We start from the raw sequence: 19120 nt of genomic DNA, 5'->3' as shown, positions 1-19120 counted from the left end.
CGCTTTCGCCTTCGTCCTGCCGATCCCCTGGGCCCTGCGCTGGTTCATCGAATGGTACGTCTCGCAAATCGTGGTCACGCCAAGGACCGCCCCGCAGGCCGCGGCGCAGGCCCTGGCCGCCTGACTTCCGGCGGCGCCGTTCCACCAGGGAACGCGCCGCCGAAAACTCAGTTGCGCTTCCAGTCCTCGGAATCGCACATGGACTGGCCTATTGCGCAGCCCTTGATCGACAGTCCGCCAGAGGCGATCATCACCGTGCCGTTGAATGTCATCATACCCGGCATCGAGGGATGTTTCATTTCGGCGCCCTGCCAGATGTCCGGGCCGGTCTTGCTCATGCCGTGGCACATTTCGAAACCCGGCTGGCTGCCCGCCATGATCTTGCAATATAGCTTGCCGCCGTCGACGGAGACTTTCACCTTATCGCCATTGGGGCGGGTGTAGGAACCAGCGGCGTCGGCCGCCGCCGCGCAGTCGGTCGCGACCGCGAAGCCGGCGCACGAAATCACGGCGGCGAGCGCCCCCGCAAAAGGTTTCATGTTGTCCTCCCTGGCGGCCTTCGGTTAAGGATCAGCTTGTCGTCGTTTAGGCCGCATATATGAATTCTCACATTCGAATTTGTAAATATCAAGTCCGATGCCCCTGACTTTCGCCTATGGCTCCAATATGGACGCTGACGCCATGACCCGGCGTTGTCCGGGCGCGCGGCTCGCTGGCCGCGCTTACCTGCCACGCCATCGTTTCGCGCTGATGGCCGATGGCTTCGCCACGGTCGTGCGCGATCCGGCGGCCACGGCCTGCGGCGTGCTATGGGAGTTGGGCTTCGGCGATCTCGCCGCGCTCGACCGCTACGAGGATGTGGCGCTCGGCGGCTATCGCAAGATCGACCAGCCGGTGCTGCGCGAGGGCGCCTCGCCCGTCCGCGCTCTGGTCTATGTCGGGACGGAGGGCAAAAGGCTCGGCCGCGCGCCTCCGGATTATATGGCGAAGATCGTCGCCGCGGCCCGCGCCCATGGCTTTTCCGGCGATTATGTCGATTTCCTGCGCCGGGTGGGGGGCGAGGACGTCCCCGAGGCGCGGAAGAAATTCCGCGCGATCAAGAACGCCGACATTTTGCGAGAGCAGGAATGACCGGACAGCCGCAAATCTTTCGTGAAGTCTCCGCTCTGCGCGGCGCGGTTGCTCGATGGCGCGCCGCGGGCGAAACGGTTGCATTGGTCCCGACCATGGGCGCGCTGCACGCCGGCCATATTTCGTTGGTCAAGGCGGCGCAGGCGCGGGCGCGCCGCGTTATCGTCAGCATTTTCGTCAATCCGACCCAATTCGCGCCGAACGAGGATTTTTCCGCTTATCCCCGAACCTTCGACGCCGATCTCGCCAAACTGGCGGAGGCCGGCTGCGACGCCTGTTTCGCGCCGACCGCTCCCGAAATGTATCCCGAAGGTTTCTCGACGAAAGTCATCCCCGCCGGCCCGGCTTTGGCCGGGCTGGAGGACAAATTCCGCCCCGATCATTTCGCCGGCGTGGCCCAGGTGGTGACGAAATTGCTCAATCAGGCGCAAGCGGATTTCGCCTTTTTCGGCGAGAAGGACTTCCAGCAACTCGCCGTGATCCGCCGCATGGCCGCCGATCTCGACATTCCGACGCAGATCTTTGGCGTCCCGACGCTGCGCGAGACGGATGGGCTCGCCATGTCCTCGCGCAATGTCTATCTGAGCGCCGAGGAACGCGCGCGGGCCGTGACCTTGTCGCGCGTCCTGCGCGAAAGCGCCGAGGCGATTCAAGGCGGCGCAGCAGTCGCCGAGACCGTCGCGTGCGCCGGCGCCGAGATCGCCGCCGCTGGCTTCGCGCTGGATTATATCGAGGCCCGCAAAGCCGAGAGCCTCGCGCCAGCCGCCTCGCTCGCCGACGGTCCTATCCGCTTGCTGGTGGCGGCGCGGATCGGGCGCACGCGTCTCATCGACAATTGGCCGGTATGACGGACTCGCGGGCCTCGTCCGCGATCCGTGTCCAATCCTCGAAAATCGTCCGATAGACCATGCTGTCGGCAAATTGGGCGAAGGCGCGTTCGACGGAGCGCCTTTGCGCGGCGCGCCAGTCCTTGTCGCTCCAGTCGAGCGTGGCGCGGATCAAGCGCTCCGCTTCGTCGAGATCATTGTAAACGGCGCCGGCGCCGTCGAGATAATCCCTGAATTCCGGGGTGTTGCGCGCCAATGTATAGGCTCCGGTGGCCATGCCCTCGGCGATCGAGACGGGCATGCCGAGGGGCGTCGCGTGGGGCGCGCCGGGCGGGCATGCCGTGTGGAGATGGATGCCGGTCCGCCCCATCAGCGCGGCGATTTCTTCGCGCGGGACATCGAAGCGCACCTCGACCGGCGCGTTGGTCTGCTCACGCAGCGTGCGGACTTCCTCGGCATAGGCCTCGACCAATTTGCAGGTGACGCCGCAATAGACGAAACGGAATTCCGGCAGACGCTTCGCCAGATCGAAGAAGAAGCCAATATCCTTGCTCTTGAGCGCCGAGCCGATGCGCACGACGAGCCGTCGATCCTTGTGCGGGCCCGGGCGGAACAGCGTCGAATCGAACGCTGCGGGCACGGCCTTGGCGCGCTCGTCATGCGCGCTGAGCAATGCGATCTGCGCCGGAAAGGCGTAGACGCCGCGAATCCAGGGCTTGTCCAATATGGCGAAAAACGCATCCGGCGTGACGTCGAAGCCGTGCATGCGCAGGGTTATGGGCACGCCGAGCGCGGCGAGCGTATCGGCTTGCTGCAGCGCGAAGCCGAGCCAATGGACTTGGATCAGGTCGGGGCGGACCGCCCTGACGGCTTCGTCGAGCGAGCCAGAATGGATCGGCGTGTCGGTCGGATAAGGGGAGGCGACCTCTCCGGCCCTCCAGACCTCGATGTGAACGCCCCAGCGGCGCAGGCGGCGAATTTCGGTCTCGATGTAGGTTTCGCTGAGCTGCGGGTAATGCCACACGACATAAAGCACGCGCAGGGGGCGTCGCAGGCGGGCGGGAGGATAATGTTTGTCGCGGATTGCGGTCGCATTCGGCCAGAACGGCGCGGTGTCCGAGATGCGCCGGCTGTCGATGACGCGATAGCGGGCGGCAAGCACGGGAATGCCGCGCGCCGGGCGCTCTTCCGTGTAGCGGAGAACAAGATCCCAGTCGACGAGCCGGTCGAGGCTTTCGTCGAAGCCGCCGAAGCGCTGGAAAAGGCCCGCACGGTGCATGACGACATTGAGGTCGACATAGTTTGATTCCGACAGGGCCTGCCGGTCGAAGGCCCGGAACAGAAAGACGCGCTCGCCGAGATTGTGGGCCGCGGACGAGAGGACGCCATAGACGAGATCAATGTCCGGATCCCCGCGTAGCGCCGCCGTCGCCTGCGAGAGGAAATGCGGCGCCCAGAGATTGTCGCTGTCGAGATAGGCGACGAAAGCCCCGCGCGCCTGTCGGAGCGCTGCGTTGCGCGCCGCCGCGGCGCCGTGATGTGGCCGGCGGAGGAAACGAATCCGAGGGTCTCTGAGATAAGGCGTCACGACGACGGCGAGATCGTCCTCCGAACCGTCGTCGACGATGAGGAGCTCCCAATCGCCGTGCGATTGCATAATAACGCTGTCGATCGCTTCGGCGACGAAGCCGGCGCGATTATAGACTGGCATGACGACGGAGACTTCGGGCGAGTCAGGCGCCGTCGGCGCGGCCGGAATCGGTGCAATCGATTCGGTCAGAACACGTTCGAGGAGCCCGATCATCTCCATGTGCCGGCCGAATTCCGCGCTGACATTGGCCGTCGCGATTGGGAGCCGCCGTTCATGACTGCGGATTTCGCTTTCGAGCATCGCGATCCGCTCGTTCGCCTGACGTCGGATGGAGTCCAGCTCTGCCTCCAGGCGGGCTCGCGTCGCTTCATGTTCTACGGCGGCTTCCCGTCGAAGGTTAGCGACCCAGCGCTTCTTGCGATCGAGTTTCCATTTGATCCTGGCGACAAGGCGGCGCACGCCGGGGAGTCCGGGATCAGTCTTCTTGAGGACCACGATAGAATTTTCCGATCCGCCGATTGAGCTCACGGAGAAAGTTTGTCCCGTTGCGATCCCTTTTGTCAAACTGGTATCGGGAAATTTTCCTTGTCGTTCAGTTGCATAGTCAATCGGACGCGGCTTGGGTTGGCCCGAAAACCTCTTCGAAACTCTTGCGTAGCGCCACGTCCACGTCAGGCAGCGTCACCGGCAGGCCGAGATCGACCAGGCTCGTCACGCCCAAATGGCTTTCCGCTATCCCGCAGGGAACAATTCCCGCGAAATGCGTCAGGTCCGGCTCGACATTGAGCGCTATGCCGTGGAACGACACCCAGCGCCGCATGCGCACGCCGATGGCGGCGATCTTGTCTTCGGCAATTTCGCCATTCGTCCCGGCCGGCTTGTCCGGGCGCCGCACCCAGACGCCGACGCGGCCGTCGCGGATCTCGCCTTTCACATTGAAACGCGCCAGCGCGGCGATGATCCATTTTTCCAGCGCGCAGACATAGGCGCGCACGTCGCGCGAGCGGCGGTTGAGGTCGAGCATCACATAAGCGACGCGCTGGCCGGGGCCGTGATAGGTGAACTGGCCGCCGCGCCCGGTCGCGTGGACCGGAAAACGCGCGTCGAGCAAGTCCTGCGGGCGCGCGGACGTGCCGGACGTATAGAGTGGCGGGTGCTCCAGCAGCCAGACCAGCTCAGGGGCGGTCCCTTCGGCAATGGCGCTGGCGCGCGCCTCCATTTCAGCGACGGCGAAGGCGTAGTCGGTCAGGCCGTCGGAAACGCGCCATTCGACCGGCGGCGCGCCAGCGGCGGGCAGGAGCGAAGAGGCGGGAGTCGTGCAGGTTTCGGTCAAGACAAAACGCAACGATGATGCAGGGTGGAATCCTTCTCCCCTTGCGGGAGAAGGTGGCGCGAAGCGCCGGATGAGGGGGCCAACGGCGTAACCCCTCATCCGTCTCGCGCCTGCGGCGCGAGCCACCTTCTCCCGCAAGGGGAGAAGGGAACTAGCCCCCTTATCGTCGTTCCGCGCCCCGCCGTCGAGAAAAAAGCGGGTGCATGGCTTGCAAGCGTAGGATCGATTTGTTAGACGACGCGCCTACCGATTGTTCGGCGTTTCCCGGACAATTTATTCGCGGCCATGGCGGAACTGGTAGACGCGCTAGCTTGAGGTGCTAGTCCTGTAACAGGGGTGGAGGTTCGAGTCCTCTTGGCCGCACCAAGCTTCTCAGAAGCCTGGTCTTTCCCTGCAAATCAGAGTTTTGGCGGCGCGGGCGCAGGCTGTTCCGGGTTCGGGGCGTCTGCTTTCGGCGATTCGCCCATCGGCTCGGCCGCATTGCGCCGGCGCGGGCCGCTCACGCCCATTTTTCGCAAGGTCGCCTCGGTTTCGGAGGTCCAGCCGGCCGGGGCCTGTTTCAGCGCGGGCGGAGAATCGCCTGGAACGAGATGGACGAGGTGGAATCCCTCCGCTTTCAGCGCCGCCAGCAGGGCGGGAACCATATCCGCCGTCTGTTTCTTGATGTCGTGCAGCAGGATGATTCCGCTTCCCGAGCGGCGCAGCCGGCCCATCACCAGGTCCAACTCCTCCTGCGGCGTCATCACGTTCCAGTCCGAGGCCCACAGATCGGCGCCGAACATCGGCATGGCCTTGCCGTCGAGCGCGGCCAGCAGGGCCGGGGAATCGCCGAAGCCGGGGAAGCGGAAGAATTTCGAATCCTTGCCGCCAGCGGCCTTGTCCACCGCCGCCACGCCCGCGTCTATATCCGCCATCGCCTTGTCGAACGGCAGGCTGCGCAGCATCGGATGGCTGTTGGAATGATGACCGACCGTGTCGCCGTCGGCGATCTCCCGGCGTACGATATCCGGCATGGCGGCGGCGTTGCGGCCGATCAGGAAGAAGGTCGCCTTCGCGCATTGCGCCTCCAGCGCGTCGAGCACGCGCCTGGTGGTCGGCGCAGGGCCGTCGTCGAAGGTCAGGACGACTTCATGATCCTTGAGGTCGAGCGTCTGCGGATAGGTTTTCAGCCCGACATGGGCCGGCGCCCCGATGGCGACGGTTCTCGAAACGCCCAAAGCATCGGGTCCGCATTCCCTGGCGCGCGCCGGCGCGGCGACCGCGCCGAGCAGCGCCAGCGCGATCATTAAACTTTTATTCGCCTTCATTGCAAAATCGCCTCGACCGCGTCGCGGACTGAAGAATCGCGGCGCGAGCCGTTAAAGCCCTGTCCGGCGCCGGACGCAAGCCGCTCGATTCGCCGAAAAAGCACGAATTCCTTGGGATTACGCCGCTCGGACTTCCGCTGGCCTTGCCAAAGCCGTAAATTGCGGTTCAATTCTGGCGGTGAAAAGGCGTGACGCAGATTAAGGACTCATTACCCAGTCAGAGGTAATTTGCCCGCATGTATGATTTTTACTCGAAAATCATGGCGCGTCTCGCGCTCCCCGGCCTCCTCCTGGCGCTCTCCGCCTGCGGGGCTGGCCCCTCCGCGCTTCCCGAAAAGCCGCTCGTCGGCGCCCGTCCGGGGGGCTACAAGGAAACCGAAGCGACGCAGCTCGCCCGGGCCTTCCAGATTCATGGCGTCGACGTGTCCAAATATCAGGGCAATGTCGATTGGCTGGCGGTGCAGCAGGGCGGCGTCCAATTCGCCTATATCAAGGCGACCGAGGGCGGCGACCGCATCGATCCGAAATTCGTCCAGAACTGGCAGGGCGCGAGAGCCGCAGGCCTGCCGCGCGGCGCCTATCATTTCGTCTATTGGTGCCGGCCCTGGAACGAGAACATGGCCTGGTTCGAGAAGAACGTACCGCCGGAGCCCGACGCCCTGCCGCCAGTGCTCGACGTCGAGGCGACGCCCGATTCGCCAACTTGCCCGAGGCGGCTGGAGCGCGATCCGACCCTGCGCGAGATCAAGGCCATGCTGGTCGAGATGGAGCGCTATTACGGCAAGAAGCCGATCATCTACACCACGGTCGATTTCTATGGCGCGATCATCGACGGCGCGCTGACGGAATATCCGATCTGGATCCGCTCGACCAAGCATCGCCCCTCGGTGAAATATGGCGATCGCGCCTGGCATTTCTGGCAATATCAGTCCGACGCTCTGGTCCATGGCATTCCGACCAAGGTCGACCGCAACGCCTTTTATGGCGACGAGAAGGACTGGAAGACCTGGCTGAAGGGCAATGGCCTCGCCGCTAACTGATCGTCGGATCGCTCAGGGCGGAATCGTTCAAGGACTTGGCAGGAGCGCATTGGTCTTGCCCGTGAGCCGATAGGCGACCAGCCCGATCCATTCCCGCGCCGCGACCTCGAAATGACGCAAAGCCAGCGTGCCGTCTGAGGGCGGGCGGAAATCGTCGCTATTGCCATAGGTCCGGTAGTCGACCGGGAAGGCGACGGGGTTCATGTCGAGCGCGCGGAAAATGCCCATGGCGCGCGGCATGTGGAAGGCGGACGTCACCAGCAGCCAGGTCTCACCCTTCTGCGGATTGATCATTTTTTTCGTGAAAACAGCGTTCTCGAACGTGTTTCGTGAGCGGCTCTCGAACAGCATCTGCTTTTCCGGCACGCCGAGTTCGCGCCAGATTCGTCGGGCGTCGTCGGCCTCCTTGGCCGAATCGTCGATCAAGGCGGCTGAGCCGCCGGAAAACACCAGCAGCGCCTCGGGATAGAGCCGCGCCAGCGCGGCGCCCGCCGTCATCCGCTCGGCCGCCTCATTCAGCGCGCCCTGGTCGCGCGCGGCGGCGATGCGTTCGTCCAGCGCGCCGCCAAGCACGATGATTCCCTTGGGCGGCGGCATGATTTGCGAGCGGGCCGGAAAGCGGTCTTCTAGCGGGCGGAGCATCAGCGCGCTGAGCGGCGAGAAGGCGATGATCGCCAGGATGACGGCGGCGGCGAGCGCGAGGGTTCGGCCACGGCGCCAGCGCGGCGCGGCCAGCAGGCCGATGAGCAAGACGATCAGCAGAAGATGCAGGGGCGAAGCGATCAGCCAGAAAATTTTGGAGGCGGTGAAAAACATGCCGGCTTTCCTTCATGCGCCCGTAGCGTCATTCGCCGCGCGGCAGGCCGATGCGGTAGACGCCCCGAAAATCATCGGGATCGGCCGGCTTGCCCTTGCGATAGATCACCAGCCGGCCGGCGCGGGCGAGGCCCACGGCGCGGGAGCGCACCTGGGTCAGATGGCTGCGCCAGGCGAGGTCGTCCTCCTCGCGGCTGCGGGCGAAGCTTTTCGCCGCCTCGGTGGGGTCGATGGTCTTGCCGGGACCGGCGGCGGCGCAAAGCGCGAGAATCGTTTGGGCGAGCGGATCGTCGTCGAGCATGCCCGCTTGTCGGCAAAACGCGGCCTGCGGTCAAGACGGCCGAGTTGACGCCGAGGTCTCCCTCGGCTCCAATCCGGCCAAAGGAATCCAAGAGGAAATCCGCCATGCCGTCCGAAATAACCTATGGAATCCAGCAGATGCTGGCCGAAGCCAATGCCGCGATCACCACGTTGAGCGTGGCCGAAGCGCAAAGCCTGCTCGGCCGCGAGGATGTCCTGTTCGTCGATCTTCGCGATCCGCGCGAGTTGGAGCGCGAAGGCCGCATCGCCGGCGCCTTTCATTGCCCGCGCGGGATGCTGGAATTCTGGATCGACCCCGCGAGCCCCTATGCCAAGCCGCAATTCCAGCAGGACAAGACCTTCGTGTTCTTCTGCGCCGGCGGCTTGCGCTCGGCGCTTTCGACCCTTCTCGCCCAGCGCATGGGGCTGAAGCCAGTCGCCCATATCGAGGGCGGTTTCGGCGCCTGGAAAAAGGCGGGCGCTCCCCATGAAGCGCCCCATGTCGCGCCGCAGCCGCCCGCGCCGAAACAGGCCTGATCAGGAGCTATCGATGTCGCTTACTCTGTACATCGGCAACAAGGCCTATTCGTCCTGGTCGCTGCGGCCCTGGCTGCTGATGCGCGTCCTCGACATTCCCTTCGCGGAAGTGGTGACGCCGCTCTATGTCGAAGGCTCGCGCGACAGAATGCTGCGCGAGGCGCCGACGGGGAAGGTTCCGGTGCTGCGGGATGACGAATTCGCGGTGTGGGATTCGCTGGCGATCGTTGAATATCTGGCCGAAAAATTTCCCGACCTTGGCGTCTGGCCCAAGGCGGCTCCAGCCCGGGCGCAGGCGCGTTCGCTCTGCGCCGAAATGCACGCCGGCTTCCAGGGCCTGCGGCAGGTCTGCCCGACCAATTTCCGCCGCGCGCGCCGCGCCAGCCCGCTGCCGCTGGAAGAGGCCGCCCGCGCCGATCTCGCGCGCATCGAGGCCATTTTCGCCGAGACGCCGGCGCGGAACGGCGGACCGTTCCTGTTCGGCGCCTTTTCCGCCGCCGACGCCTTTTTCGCGCCGGTGGTCAGCCGGCTCGACACCTATGCGCTGGAATTGGCGCCCGCCGCCCGCGGCTATTGCGACGCCATTCTGGCGCTGCCGGCTTTCGCGCAGTGGCGTGAGGGGGCCAAGGCGGAGACCTGGGTGATCGACCGATGGGAAAGTGTTTGAGCGCGTCCCCATGATCCACCGTCGCCGCCGGAAAGACCGCACGCAACTGGTGCGCATCGGGGATCGCGAGTTCCTGACGCGCGGTCTCGATCAATCCTTCTGGAACGACGCCTTCCACATCAGCATGGGCGTGTCGTGGCCGATGTTTTTCGGCGCCTTCGCGCTTTATTTCCTCATCACCAACACGATTTTCGCCTTTCTGTTCTGGCTTGGCGGCGATTGCATCGCCAATGCGCGGCCGGGCTCGATCGTGGACCTGTTCTTCTTCTCAATCGAGACGCTCGCCACCGTCGGCTATGGCGACATGCACCCGCGCAATCTTTACGGCCACAGCGTCGCGACGACGGAAATCTTCCTCGGCATGTCGACGCTGGCGGTTTTCACCGGCCTGATCTTCGCGCGGTTTTCACGGCCGCGCGCGCGGGTGATTTTCGCCAATGTCATGACCATGGCGCGGCACAATGCCGAAACCATGCTGATGGCGCGTTTCGTCAACGCCCGGCGCAGTTCGGTCAACGAAGCTCACGCCGAAATGTGGTTCATCTATAATGTCGATACGGTGGAAGAGATCGGCTTTCGCCGGTTCAAGCAATTGCGCCTGCAGCAAGCGCGCAATCCGATCTTCGCCTTTTCCTGGACCCTGTTTCACCCGATCGACGAGGAAAGCCCGCTCCACGGGCTCGGGCCCGAACAATTGGAGGCGATGGACGCCTATTTCGTCGTCATTTTCATCGGCCTCGATGATGTGTCGGGGCAGAATCTCAATGTGCGCAAGGGCTATTCCTGGCGCGACATCCGTTTCGGCGAAGTCTTCTCGGATATTCTGGTGCAGGATGACGACGGTCCGCCCCAGATCGACTACCGCCAACTCAACAAGACCGAGCGCCAGAACGGCGCCTGAGCCGCCGAGGGCGGCGCTCAAAAAGCGGTCGTTCTGGGCAAAATGTTCTCACCGGCGCGCCCTGCGCGGTGAAGGATATTCCGTAATATTTTGATTTTAAATAGAAAAATACATTGGCGCGCGCCTTGCCTCGGCGGCCAAGCGGGCCGGGACTCCGGCGCGCGCTTTCATGTCCCAAAGGAGCGGCGCATGACGTCCGAGGAAGTCAAACTGATTCAGGACAGTTTCGCCAAGGTCGGCCCGATTTCCGATCAGGCCGCCGAATTGTTCTACGGCCGGCTGTTCGAGATCGCGCCGCAGGTTCGTCCGCTGTTCAAGGGCGACATGCGCGACCAGGGCCGCAAGCTGATGGCGACTTTGGCGATCGCGGTGGGCAGTCTGGAGAAATTCGACCAGCTTCAGCCGGCGCTCGAGGCGCTGGCGCGCCGCCACGCCGGCTATGGCGTGCGCGACGAGCATTATGCGCCGGTCGGCGAGGCGCTGATCTGGACCTTGCAGCAGGGGCTCGGCGAGTCCTTCAACGACGCCACCCGTGACGCCTGGCTGGCCGCCTATGGCGCGATCGCCGACACCATGAAGGCCGCCGGCGCCGATTCCCCCGCCTGAGCGGCTTTGTATTAAGTTGCGATGCTCGCGACTTGTCGCGAGCATCGCGGTCCCTCGCGTCAGCTCGGCGTCGCATTCGCTCCTAACCGGTTCTCAACAATGAGAACCGGTCTCAGATCAGGCCCAGATCCGACAATTCCCGCCGCAGCGCTTCCGGCATGTCGGCGAGGCCCGCGCCAGAGACGTCGAGATCGGGCGGGGCCTCCTTCGGCTCCAGATAGCGCCAGCCTTGAAAGGCGCGGTGCGGCTGCGGGCGCACGGCGATCACCTCGTCGTCGAGCTGCAGGGCGCAGCGCTTGATGCCGGCGGAATCGACGAAAGGCTCGATCCCGACCAGCTTCTGCCGCGCGCAGGTCTGGCCCTTGATGACCCAATAAAGCGAGCCGCCGTCGAGCAATTCGTCGGCGCGCTTGGGGATCATGCGGGTGACATGGGCGTGGACTTCCGGCGCATGGGCGCGGCGCATCCGGGTGAAGGCGCGCAATTCGGAAATCGTGTCGACGCCGACGCAGAGCTTCAGGAGGTGGAGGGTCATGATTGAAATCTAGCGCGGCGCGCCGGTTGCGCAAAGCCGCGCCTTGCGTTTCGCCGCGTCTGCGCCATCTTAATCGGAGACAGCGGAGGGATCTGTGGGCGAAGGCGATAAAAATCCGCTCGCATCGGCGAAAAGGGCGGAGGTGGAGGCTTTTGCCGCCAACTTGCGCAAGACGCCCGCGCAAGCCGCCGACCATGCGGTCCAAAGCTCGTCGCCGGGGCGCGGCCGGCTCGTTTTCGCGCTCGACGCCACCATGAGCCGGCAGCCGACCTGGGACGTCGCCCAGCAGGTGCAGGGCCAGATGTTCGCTGCGGCTTCCGCTTGCGGCGGGCTCGACATCCAGCTCGTCTATTTTCGCGGCTTCGACGAATGCCGCGCCTCGGCCTTCATGCGCGACGGCGCCGGACTGGCGAAGGCCATGGCGAAAATCTCGGTCATGAGCGGCGCGACCCAGATCGGCCGCGTGCTGCGCCATATCCGCGCCGAACAGGCGGAGGGCCGCGTCGCGGCCTTCGTCTATGTCGGCGACAGCATGGAGGAAAAGGCGGACGCGCTCGGCCGCCTCGCGGGGGAGCTGGGCCTGCTCGGCGTCAAGGGCTTTCTGTTCCATGAGGGCGGCGACAGGCAGGCGGCGGCGTGTTTCAAGGATATCGCCCGCCTGACCGGAGGCGCCTATGCCGTGTTCGATTCCGCCGCGCCGGGCCGCCTCGCCAATCTGCTGAAAGCCGCCGCCGCTTACGCCGCCGGGGGCTTTACGGCTTTGCGCGACCGCGCGCGGCAGGGCGACGCCGAGGCGCGCCAATTGCTCTCCCAAATGCGCTGATCCGGAGACATCCTTGCTTTTTCTCGTGTTTGGACTTCTGGCGCTGATTCTCGGCGTCCATCTTCTGCGCCAGCTCGGCCGCGCCTCGCCGGCCAAGGTCGCCGAAAACCTGCGTATGGGCGGCGGCGCGCTCGCAGCGGCGATGGCGATCCTGGTCCTGATGCGGGGCCGGCTGCCGCTGGCCTTGGGCTTCGGCGGCTTGTCGCTTTATCTGTTCACCGGCGAGCGGCTGTCCTGGAAAATTCCCTGGGCGAAATTCGCGCAGCAGGCCGCCAACCGGCGCCAGGCCAGGAACAGATCGCGGATTCGCACGGCTTTTCTGGACATGACCCTCGACCTTGCCAGCGGCGATGTCGATGGAACCGTATTGGCGGGGATTTTCGAGGGGGCGAGGCTGAGCGCCCTGCCGCGTGAGGCTTTGTTGCGCCTGCGCGCGGAATGCGCGGCGCGCGATCCCGATTCAGTTCTGCTTCTGGACAATTATCTCGACCGCCGCTTTCCCGGAGGGGGCGCGGCAGACGAGGGTGACGCGGACGCGGGGGGGAACCGCGCGGGGCGGGGCCGAAGCGGCGAAATGACCGAGGAGGAAGCTTATCAGGCGCTGGGTCTTCGAGCGGGCGCGTCGTCCGAGGAGATCATTCGGGCGCACCGGCGCCTCATGAAGGAACGCCATCCCGACCACGGGGGGACGACGGATGATGCGGCCCGGCTCAACCAGGCCAAGGACAGACTGCTGCGTCGTCAAGGCTGATACGCTCCCCAACTTCCCGAACTCGCGACAAACGGACCGGAACGGCGCGAGCCGTTCAATTCTTGTCAATTCTTGGTGGTGAAACAGCTGAAACCGGAGGTCTTCAGGGCCTTGCACGCGGCCTCGGCCTTGGATTCCTCCAGACCCGCGAAACGCGCGCGATAGATCGTGCCGCCGCCCTTGCGCACCATTTCGGTATAGGGCTTGGCGGAGGCCAGCAGCGAGGCGCGCTGGGCCTTGGCCTTGGTGAGCAGCGCCGTAGCCTTGTCGGCGTCGTCGGTCGCGCCGATCTGGATCATCCAGCCGGGCGCCGGCGGCTTGGTCGGCAGGGCCTGCTTGGCTACGTCTTCCTCAGCCTTGGCGAGCGTTTTCGCCTGCGCCTTGGGCTGTTCGCGGAGTTGTTCCTTGGCCAGTTCCTTGGCGTCGGGCCGGGCCGGGGGCGTGATCTCGATGCGATTATCGAGCTTGGCTTCGCTCTTGCCGCTGGGCTGGAAACGCACGGCGGCGCGCAGGGCCTCGCGGCCGGTCGGGCCGGAAATCCACCGTCCGGCCGGGGTCGCCGAGCCGCTGGTCTCCTGCGCCTGCGCATTGGTCGATCCATCTCCCGCCGCGCGGCGGTTGATCGAGGCGGTCGGCAGGCGGCTTTCGTCCGTATCGCGCGCCGGCTGGGGCGCGGCTGAGACATAGGCCGGACGCGGGCGCGGATCGGGGGTCACGGCGGCGACCGACAGGCGATCCGCCGATTCCGGCGCGGCGGCGACGACCGGCTTGCGCTCGGCTTCGGCTTTGGCCGGGCTCTGGCCGAGCGGGAGGGGAATCGGGAAGGCCGGCGCGGCGACGCGGGCCGGCTCCTCGCGCGTGCTGTCGTCCTGCTCCGCCACGCGGCTCGCGCCACGACCCGCGCCGCCCTCATCGAGATGCCGCTCGATCAGGGCTTCCATGTAATTGTCGCGCGAGCGCGCCGATTTGCCGCCCATCACCACCGAGACGATGTAATGGCCGTCGCGCTTGACCGAGCTGAGCAGGTTGAAGCCGGAGGCCGCGGTATAGCCGGTCTTGATGCCGTCCATACCCTCGACGCGCTCCATCAGATGATTGTGATTCGCGATGCGCTGGCCGCGGAAGGTGAACTGGTGCATCGAGAAATAACGGTAATAGCGCGGGAAGCGCTCCTGGATGCTGCGGCCGAGCACCGCGAGATCCGCCGCCGTGGTGATCTGCTCGGGGTTCGGCAGGCCCGAGGCGTTGCGGTAGAATGTATGGTTCATGCCCAGCGAATAGGCCTTGCGGGTCATCAGTTCGGCGAAGTCGCTCTCGCTGCCGCCGACGGCTTCGGCGACCGCGACCGCGATGTCGTTGGCCGATTTGGTGACGATGGCCTTGATGGCGTCCTCGACGCGAATCGTCTGGCCGGGGCGCAGGCCCAGCTTGGACGGCGCCTGGGCGGCGGCGTGGCCCGAAACCGGAATCTCGTCGTCGAGGCTGAGGCGGCCCTTTTCGAGCTGCTCGAACAGCAGATAGAGCGTCATCACCTTGGTAACGGAAGCGGGATGGCGCGGCGCGTTCTCGTTGAAGCCCCAGATCATCCGTCCGGTCGAACCGTCGACCACGATGGCGGCGGTGGCCGTGCCGGGAATCGCGCCTTCGCGATGATGGCGCGCCGCGACGCGGGCGTGAACGCCGCCATGGCCGTGATGGCGCGCGGCTTGCGCGTGATGGGCATGGCGATGATGATGACGGGCTTCCGCCGGCGCCGCCAGGCCGGCGCCGACCAAAGCGATAATCAGGCCGGAAAGGGCCACGTTGGCGGCGAGGCGGCTGCGAACGTTACGCTTGAACATGATTGTCCCGATATTCCATAGGTTCGTCTTGCGGACGCGAAACCGAGGCGTCGTGACGTCAACGTGATTAAAAGCTAACGGAACGCGGTTACCCGGGCGTTAAAGCCGCGGGCCGGGCCAATGTGAAATTTATGCTGCACTGCACAATAAGGGTTGACTTTTTGTGCGGTGCATATAAATTCCCGTCCCATGAGCCGCGGGGAGTTCGCAGGCTCAAAGTTCCGGCCGCCACGCGGCCCTACAACAGGTGTCGATATGGCTATCAATTTCGAGCAATACCAGAGCTTTGGCAAGGAACAGTTCGAGGCCCTCCAGGCTTCCGCGACCGAAGTCTCCAAGCAGCTTCAGGCGATCGCCGCCGAGACCACCGACTATTCCAAGCGCTCGCTGGAAAGCGGTTCGGCTTTCGTCGAGAAGCTCCTGGGCGTGACCAAATTCGAGCAGGCCATCGCTCTGCAGCAGGACTTCGCCAAGTCCACCTATGAAGGCTTCGTCGCCGAAGTCTCCAAGCTGGGCGAGCTGTATGCCAATGTCGCCAAGGAAGCGTTCAAGCCGGTTGAAGGCGCGATCGCCAAGGTGAAGGCTTCGGCCAACTGATATTGCGGTTCGAGGCGCCGGGCCGCGTTTTGGGCGCGGCGCCTTGGCGGGCGCAGGTCCGTCGTGTTTGCGTCGTAATATCCGGGCCGCGCGTCTTGGTCCGGACAGGCGTCAGTTATAGTTGCGTAGCGTTAGTTTGTAGCGTCGAAATGAGAAAGCCCGGCCTGGTCGCCGGGCTTTTCTTTTTTTTCGGCGAACCTTCGCGGGGCGCCGCGCGTAAATTAGTCAGGCGCGGCGCCGCTCGGCCAACAAGCCGAAATTTTGAGCGGCAAGGCGCCTGTCGGGAGACCGGCGCGCGGCAGGATCGACGAGTCTTTGGAAATTAATTTTCGGCGAAGCGCGCTATTAGGGCTCAGGCAAGAATTGGCGCGCAGACTTTCGATTCTGTTAAAATTTTTGAGGCCGGTCTGGCGGAGTGGGGAGGCGGCGCATAAATTGCATGATGTAACCGGCGCTCACCTTCGCGACGGGCGCTCGCAATGAAGACGAAATTTTCGTGTCGAATGGGAGTCGTCGCTGGTCGGAACTGGGAATTCATCGGATCTTTGAGGAGAGGACGGACTTGTCCACGCGAGAGAGCAACCCCAAATGGATCGATGCAAGCCGCTTAGACCAAGCGTGTGACAAAGCGACGACGCGCGCGCTGACCGCCACTCCGATCGCCACTTGGAATTTCGCCCCGGAAATGGCCGGCAAGGGCGGTCGTAAATCGGGCGGCGAGGGCGGGGGGCCGGGCCAGGGCGCCGGCACGGCCGTCATCACCCGGACCAAGGCGCAGACCCAGCGCCCGTCGATGTACCGGGTTCTTCTGCTGAACGACGATTACACGCCGATGGACTTCGTGATTGGCGTGTTGTGCACTTTCTTTCACAAGAATTTCGACGACGCCAACCGGATCATGTGGCAGGTCCATAATAACGGCGTCGGAGAATGTGGCGTCTATACGTATGAAGTCGCCGACACCAAGGTGACCCAGGTGATGGATCACGCCAGAAAGCATCAGCACCCGCTGCAATGCGTCATGGAAAAGAAGTGAGGTTGAACTTATGCCGTCATTCTCTCGCAACCTCGAACAGACCCTGCACCGCGCTCTCGCCGCCGCCTCCGAGCGCCGGCACGAATATGCGACGCTCGAACATCTGTTGTTGAGCCTGCTGGACGACGCGGAAGCCGCCGCCGTCATGCGCGCCTGCTCGGTCGATCTCGACGTTCTGCGCAAGAACCTGACCGGCTATATCGACAACGAGCTCGACAATCTCACCACGGAACTGCAAGAGGACCCAAAGCCGACCTCCGGCTTCCAGCGCGTCATCCAGCGCGCCGTGATCCATGTGCAGTCGTCCGGCCGCGAGGAAGTCACCGGCGCCAATGTGTTGGTGGCGATCTTCGCCGAGCGCGAAAGCCACGCCGCCTATTTCCTGCAGGAGCAGGAGATGACGCGCTATGACGCGGTCAATTACATCAGCCACGGCATCGCCAAGCGGCCGGGCCATTCCGACAGCGCCAAGGCGCCGCGCGGCGCCGAGGAAGAGGCCGAGCGTGGCGAGGCGGGACGCGACAGCAAGGACCAGGATCCGAAGAAAAAGGAAACGGCCCTCGAGGCTTATTGCGTCAATCTCAACAACAAGGCGAAGGACGGCCGGATCGATCCGCTGATCGGCCGCGAAGCCGAGGTGCTGCGCACGATCCAGGTCCTGTGCCGTCGCCACAAGAACAATCCGCTGCTCGTCGGCGATCCCGGCGTCGGCAAGACGGCCATTGCCGAAGGGCTCGCGCGCAAGATCGTGCGGGGCGAGACGCCGGAAGTGCTCAAGGGCGCGACCGTCTATGCGCTCGACATGGGCGCGCTGCTCGCCGGCACCCGCTATCGCGGCGATTTCGAAGAACGCCTGAAGCAGGTGATGAAGGAAATCGAACAACACAAGAAGGCGATTCTGTTCATCGACGAGATCCATACGGTGATCGGCGCCGGCGCCACTTCGGGCGGCTCGATGGACGCGTCCAACCTGCTGAAGCCCGCGCTCGCCCAGGGCGGTCTGCGCTGCATCGGCTCGACCACCTACAAGGAATTCCGGCAATATTTCGAGAAGGATCGCGCTCTCGTTCGCCGGTTCCAGAAGATCGACGTCAACGAGCCGTCGGTGCCGGATACGATCGAAATCCTCAAGGGCCTCAAGCCCTATTTCGAGGAGTTCCACAAGCTGCGCTACACCAATGACGCCATCAAGGCGGCGGTGGAGCTGTCGGCGCGCTACATCCATGACCGCAAGCTGCCGGACAAGGCGATCGACGTGATCGACGAGACCGGCGCCTCGCAGATGCTCACGCCCGAATCCAAGCGCAAGCGGACCATCGGCGTGAAGGAGATCGAGGCCACCATCGCGACCATGGCGCGCATCCCGCCCAAGACCGTGTCGAAGGACGACGCCGAAGTGCTGCAAAATCTGGAGACGACGCTCAAGCGCGTGGTCTATGGCCAGGACGCGGCGATTTCGGCGCTCACCGCCTCGATCAAGCTGGCGCGCGCCGGCCTGCGCGACGCGGAAAAGCCGATCGGCTGCTATCTGTTCTCCGGCCCGACCGGCGTCGGCAAGACGGAAGTCGCCAACCAACTCGCCAAGGCGCTCGGCGTCGAAATGGTGCGCTTCGACATGTCGGAATATATGGAGCGCCATACCGTCAGCCGGCTGATCGGCGCGCCTCCCGGCTATGTCGGCTTCGAGCAGGGCGGCCTGCTGACCGACGCCGTCGACCAGCATCCGCATTGCGTGCTGCTGCTCGACGAAATCGAGAAGGCGCATCCGGATCTCTACAACATCCTGTTGCAGGTGATGGATCACGGCAAGCTGACCGACCATAACGGCAAGCAGATCAGCTTCCGCAACGTCATTCTGGTCATGACCACCAATGCCGGCGCGGCCGATCTGGCCAAGGCGGCGTTCGGCTTCACCCAGAACAGGCGCACCGGCGACGATGTGGAGGCGATCAACCGCATGTTCGCGCCGGAATTCCGCAACCGGCTCGACGCCATCGTGCCCTTCGCCCATCTGCCGACCGAGGTCATCGCCAAGGTCGTCGACAAATTCGTCATGCAGTTGGAGGCGCAGCTCGCCGACCGCAATGTGTCGATCGAACTGTCCGACGAGGCGCGGGCGTGGCTCATCGAGCGCGGCTACGATCAGTCCATGGGCGCGCGCCCGATGGCGCGGGTCATCCAGACCCACATCAAGACGCCGCTCGCCGACGAGGTTCTGTTCGGCCGCCTGAAGAATGGCGGCACCGTGCGGGTCGTGACGGCGGGCGAGGGCGCGGAATCGAAACTGGCTTTCGTCTTCCCCGACGGACCGGTGCTGCCGCGTCCCGACAAGGAGATCGTCGAGGCCACGCGCAAGAAGGTGCGCGCAGAGCCGGAGGTTCGCGCCCGCAGCCGCAAGCCCAAGGCAGCGCCCGAACCGGCGGGTTCGTCGGAATAACAGCGCCGATCTGGCGAGAATCGAACGGCGGCCGCGAGGCCGCC

Annotated in this window: 21 protein-coding genes and 1 tRNA gene; 14 read left to right on the top strand and 8 right to left on the bottom strand. The window is 64.6% G+C overall.

All coding sequences use genetic code 11. The features are described from left to right. Positions 1–167: 167 nt before the first annotated feature. Complete coding sequence (locus tag ACE3S9_RS01075; RefSeq protein WP_374544572.1) at positions 168–539, bottom strand: hypothetical protein; 372 nt, start codon at positions 537–539, stop codon at positions 168–170. Between the two features lie 97 nt (positions 540–636). On the opposite strand from ACE3S9_RS01075, the gene ACE3S9_RS01070 reads away from it, so the two are divergent. Beyond that, complete coding sequence (locus ACE3S9_RS01070; protein ID WP_374544571.1) at positions 637–1131, top strand: gamma-glutamylcyclotransferase family protein; 495 nt, start codon at positions 637–639, stop codon at positions 1129–1131. Next, the gene (gene panC / locus ACE3S9_RS01065; RefSeq protein ID WP_374544570.1) at positions 1128–1979 is read left to right on the top strand and encodes a pantoate--beta-alanine ligase; all 852 of its coding nucleotides are present in this window, start codon (positions 1128–1130) and stop codon (positions 1977–1979) included. The genes ACE3S9_RS01070 and panC overlap by 4 nt, the downstream gene beginning before the upstream one ends. On the opposite strand, the gene ACE3S9_RS01060 is transcribed toward panC, so the two are convergent. Further along, positions 1957–3762: a glycosyltransferase gene (locus ACE3S9_RS01060; RefSeq protein WP_374544569.1), complete on the bottom strand. Its 1806-nt coding sequence runs from the start codon at positions 3760–3762 to the stop codon at positions 1957–1959. The two genes, panC and ACE3S9_RS01060, sit on opposite strands and share 23 nt — an antisense overlap. A 60-nt stretch (positions 3763–3822) precedes the next feature. Between ACE3S9_RS01060 and ACE3S9_RS01055 the strand changes: the two genes are divergently transcribed. Then, entirely contained in the window at positions 3823–4071 is a 249-nt protein-coding gene (locus tag ACE3S9_RS01055) for a hypothetical protein (protein ID WP_374544568.1), read from the top strand. 82 nt (positions 4072–4153) lie between these two features. Here ACE3S9_RS01055 and lipB read toward each other — a convergent pair whose 3' ends face one another. Continuing rightward, a complete protein-coding gene (gene lipB, locus ACE3S9_RS01050; RefSeq protein ID WP_374544567.1) occupies positions 4154–4882 on the bottom strand; it encodes a lipoyl(octanoyl) transferase LipB in 729 nt (242 codons plus the stop codon). A gap of 279 nt (positions 4883–5161) precedes the next feature. Between lipB and ACE3S9_RS01045 the strand changes: the two genes are divergently transcribed. Continuing rightward, positions 5162–5248: transfer RNA gene (locus ACE3S9_RS01045), tRNA-Leu, on the top strand. Positions 5249–5280: 32 nt separating this feature from the next. Here the strand turns inward: ACE3S9_RS01045 and ACE3S9_RS01040 are convergent. Then, complete coding sequence (locus ACE3S9_RS01040; protein WP_374544566.1) at positions 5281–6189, bottom strand: polysaccharide deacetylase family protein; 909 nt, start codon at positions 6187–6189, stop codon at positions 5281–5283. A 260-nt stretch (positions 6190–6449) separates the two neighbouring features. Between ACE3S9_RS01040 and ACE3S9_RS01035 the strand changes: the two genes are divergently transcribed. After that, on the top strand, positions 6450–7229 hold the full coding sequence (locus tag ACE3S9_RS01035; RefSeq protein ID WP_374544565.1) for a GH25 family lysozyme: 780 nt from the start codon (positions 6450–6452) through the stop codon (positions 7227–7229). A 27-nt stretch (positions 7230–7256) separates the two neighbouring features. On the opposite strand, the gene ACE3S9_RS01030 is transcribed toward ACE3S9_RS01035, so the two are convergent. Both ACE3S9_RS01030 and ACE3S9_RS01025 read right to left on the bottom strand, forming a co-directional pair. Then, on the bottom strand, positions 7257–8045 hold the full coding sequence (locus ACE3S9_RS01030; protein ID WP_374544564.1) for a YdcF family protein: 789 nt from the start codon (positions 8043–8045) through the stop codon (positions 7257–7259). Between the two features lie 28 nt (positions 8046–8073). After that, the gene (locus tag ACE3S9_RS01025; RefSeq protein ID WP_374544563.1) at positions 8074–8346 is read right to left on the bottom strand and encodes a DUF3253 domain-containing protein; all 273 of its coding nucleotides are present in this window, start codon (positions 8344–8346) and stop codon (positions 8074–8076) included. Between the two features lie 104 nt (positions 8347–8450). Here ACE3S9_RS01025 and ACE3S9_RS01020 point away from each other — a divergent pair, with 104 nt between their 5' ends. The 4 genes from ACE3S9_RS01020 (at position 8451) to ACE3S9_RS01005 (ending at position 11056) form a co-directional block, all read left to right on the top strand. Next, positions 8451–8882, top strand: a complete 432-nt coding sequence (locus tag ACE3S9_RS01020; RefSeq protein ID WP_374544562.1) for a rhodanese-like domain-containing protein — start codon at positions 8451–8453, stop codon at positions 8880–8882. A 13-nt stretch (positions 8883–8895) separates the two neighbouring features. Continuing rightward, entirely contained in the window at positions 8896–9549 is a 654-nt protein-coding gene (locus ACE3S9_RS01015) for a glutathione S-transferase (RefSeq protein ID WP_374544561.1), read from the top strand. A gap of 10 nt (positions 9550–9559) precedes the next feature. Further along, on the top strand, positions 9560–10450 hold the full coding sequence (locus ACE3S9_RS01010; RefSeq protein WP_374544560.1) for an ion channel: 891 nt from the start codon (positions 9560–9562) through the stop codon (positions 10448–10450). A gap of 189 nt (positions 10451–10639) precedes the next feature. Then, complete coding sequence (locus ACE3S9_RS01005; protein WP_374544559.1) at positions 10640–11056, top strand: globin family protein; 417 nt, start codon at positions 10640–10642, stop codon at positions 11054–11056. A 112-nt stretch (positions 11057–11168) separates the two neighbouring features. Here the strand turns inward: ACE3S9_RS01005 and ACE3S9_RS01000 are convergent, their stop codons facing one another. Then, positions 11169–11591, bottom strand: coding sequence for a DUF1489 family protein (locus ACE3S9_RS01000; RefSeq protein WP_374544558.1), 423 nt, complete (start codon positions 11589–11591; stop codon positions 11169–11171). A 94-nt stretch (positions 11592–11685) separates the two neighbouring features. Here ACE3S9_RS01000 and ACE3S9_RS00995 point away from each other — a divergent pair, with 94 nt between their 5' ends. Together ACE3S9_RS00995 and ACE3S9_RS00990 are read left to right on the top strand one after the other, a co-directional pair. After that, entirely contained in the window at positions 11686–12414 is a 729-nt protein-coding gene (locus ACE3S9_RS00995; protein ID WP_374544557.1) for a VWA domain-containing protein, read from the top strand. Positions 12415–12427: 13 nt separating this feature from the next. Next, complete coding sequence (locus ACE3S9_RS00990; RefSeq protein ID WP_374544556.1) at positions 12428–13165, top strand: molecular chaperone DnaJ; 738 nt, start codon at positions 12428–12430, stop codon at positions 13163–13165. Positions 13166–13230: 65 nt separating this feature from the next. On the opposite strand, the gene ACE3S9_RS00985 is transcribed toward ACE3S9_RS00990, so the two are convergent. After that, the gene (locus ACE3S9_RS00985; protein WP_374544555.1) at positions 13231–15006 is read right to left on the bottom strand and encodes a serine hydrolase; all 1776 of its coding nucleotides are present in this window, start codon (positions 15004–15006) and stop codon (positions 13231–13233) included. Between the two features lie 189 nt (positions 15007–15195). Here ACE3S9_RS00985 and ACE3S9_RS00980 point away from each other — a divergent pair, with 189 nt between their 5' ends. The 3 genes from ACE3S9_RS00980 to clpA all read left to right on the top strand — a co-directional run bounded on the left by ACE3S9_RS00980 (position 15196) and on the right by clpA (position 19076). Beyond that, a complete protein-coding gene (locus ACE3S9_RS00980) occupies positions 15196–15603 on the top strand; it encodes a phasin family protein (protein ID WP_374544554.1) in 408 nt (135 codons plus the stop codon). 685 nt (positions 15604–16288) lie between these two features. After that, the gene (gene clpS / locus ACE3S9_RS00975) at positions 16289–16639 is read left to right on the top strand and encodes an ATP-dependent Clp protease adapter ClpS (RefSeq protein ID WP_374544573.1); all 351 of its coding nucleotides are present in this window, start codon (positions 16289–16291) and stop codon (positions 16637–16639) included. 10 nt (positions 16640–16649) lie between these two features. Further along, entirely contained in the window at positions 16650–19076 is a 2427-nt protein-coding gene (gene clpA, locus ACE3S9_RS00970) for an ATP-dependent Clp protease ATP-binding subunit ClpA (RefSeq protein ID WP_374544553.1), read from the top strand. The last annotated feature ends 44 nt before the right edge of the window (positions 19077–19120 follow it).

The sequence above is a fragment of the Rhodoblastus sp. genome, from assembly GCF_041915505.1.
Lineage (GTDB): Bacteria > Pseudomonadota > Alphaproteobacteria > Rhizobiales > Beijerinckiaceae > Rhodoblastus.
This window is presented reverse-complemented; position numbering and strand designations above follow the sequence as displayed.

Coding starts and splice junctions, on each gene's coding strand:
- clpA (WP_374544553.1), top strand. CDS start 16,650: ATGCCGTCATTCTCTCGCAACCTCGAACAGACCCTGCACCGCGCTCTC.
- ACE3S9_RS01005 (WP_374544559.1), top strand. CDS start 10,640: ATGACGTCCGAGGAAGTCAAACTGATTCAGGACAGTTTCGCCAAGGTC.
- ACE3S9_RS01070 (WP_374544571.1), top strand. CDS start 637: ATGCCCCTGACTTTCGCCTATGGCTCCAATATGGACGCTGACGCCATG.
- ACE3S9_RS01035 (WP_374544565.1), top strand. CDS start 6,450: ATGGCGCGTCTCGCGCTCCCCGGCCTCCTCCTGGCGCTCTCCGCCTGC.
- ACE3S9_RS01020 (WP_374544562.1), top strand. CDS start 8,451: ATGCCGTCCGAAATAACCTATGGAATCCAGCAGATGCTGGCCGAAGCC.
- ACE3S9_RS01015 (WP_374544561.1), top strand. CDS start 8,896: ATGTCGCTTACTCTGTACATCGGCAACAAGGCCTATTCGTCCTGGTCG.
- ACE3S9_RS01060 (WP_374544569.1), bottom strand. CDS start 3,762: ATGATCGGGCTCCTCGAACGTGTTCTGACCGAATCGATTGCACCGATT.
- ACE3S9_RS00985 (WP_374544555.1), bottom strand. CDS start 15,006: ATGTTCAAGCGTAACGTTCGCAGCCGCCTCGCCGCCAACGTGGCCCTT.
- ACE3S9_RS01055 (WP_374544568.1), top strand. CDS start 3,823: ATGACTGCGGATTTCGCTTTCGAGCATCGCGATCCGCTCGTTCGCCTG.
- ACE3S9_RS01010 (WP_374544560.1), top strand. CDS start 9,560: ATGATCCACCGTCGCCGCCGGAAAGACCGCACGCAACTGGTGCGCATC.
- ACE3S9_RS00980 (WP_374544554.1), top strand. CDS start 15,196: ATGAGCCGCGGGGAGTTCGCAGGCTCAAAGTTCCGGCCGCCACGCGGC.
- ACE3S9_RS01040 (WP_374544566.1), bottom strand. CDS start 6,189: ATGAAGGCGAATAAAAGTTTAATGATCGCGCTGGCGCTGCTCGGCGCG.
- clpS (WP_374544573.1), top strand. CDS start 16,289: ATGGCCGGCAAGGGCGGTCGTAAATCGGGCGGCGAGGGCGGGGGGCCG.
- ACE3S9_RS01075 (WP_374544572.1), bottom strand. CDS start 539: ATGAAACCTTTTGCGGGGGCGCTCGCCGCCGTGATTTCGTGCGCCGGC.
- ACE3S9_RS01025 (WP_374544563.1), bottom strand. CDS start 8,346: ATGCTCGACGACGATCCGCTCGCCCAAACGATTCTCGCGCTTTGCGCC.
- panC (WP_374544570.1), top strand. CDS start 1,128: ATGACCGGACAGCCGCAAATCTTTCGTGAAGTCTCCGCTCTGCGCGGC.
- ACE3S9_RS01030 (WP_374544564.1), bottom strand. CDS start 8,045: ATGTTTTTCACCGCCTCCAAAATTTTCTGGCTGATCGCTTCGCCCCTG.
- ACE3S9_RS01000 (WP_374544558.1), bottom strand. CDS start 11,591: ATGACCCTCCACCTCCTGAAGCTCTGCGTCGGCGTCGACACGATTTCC.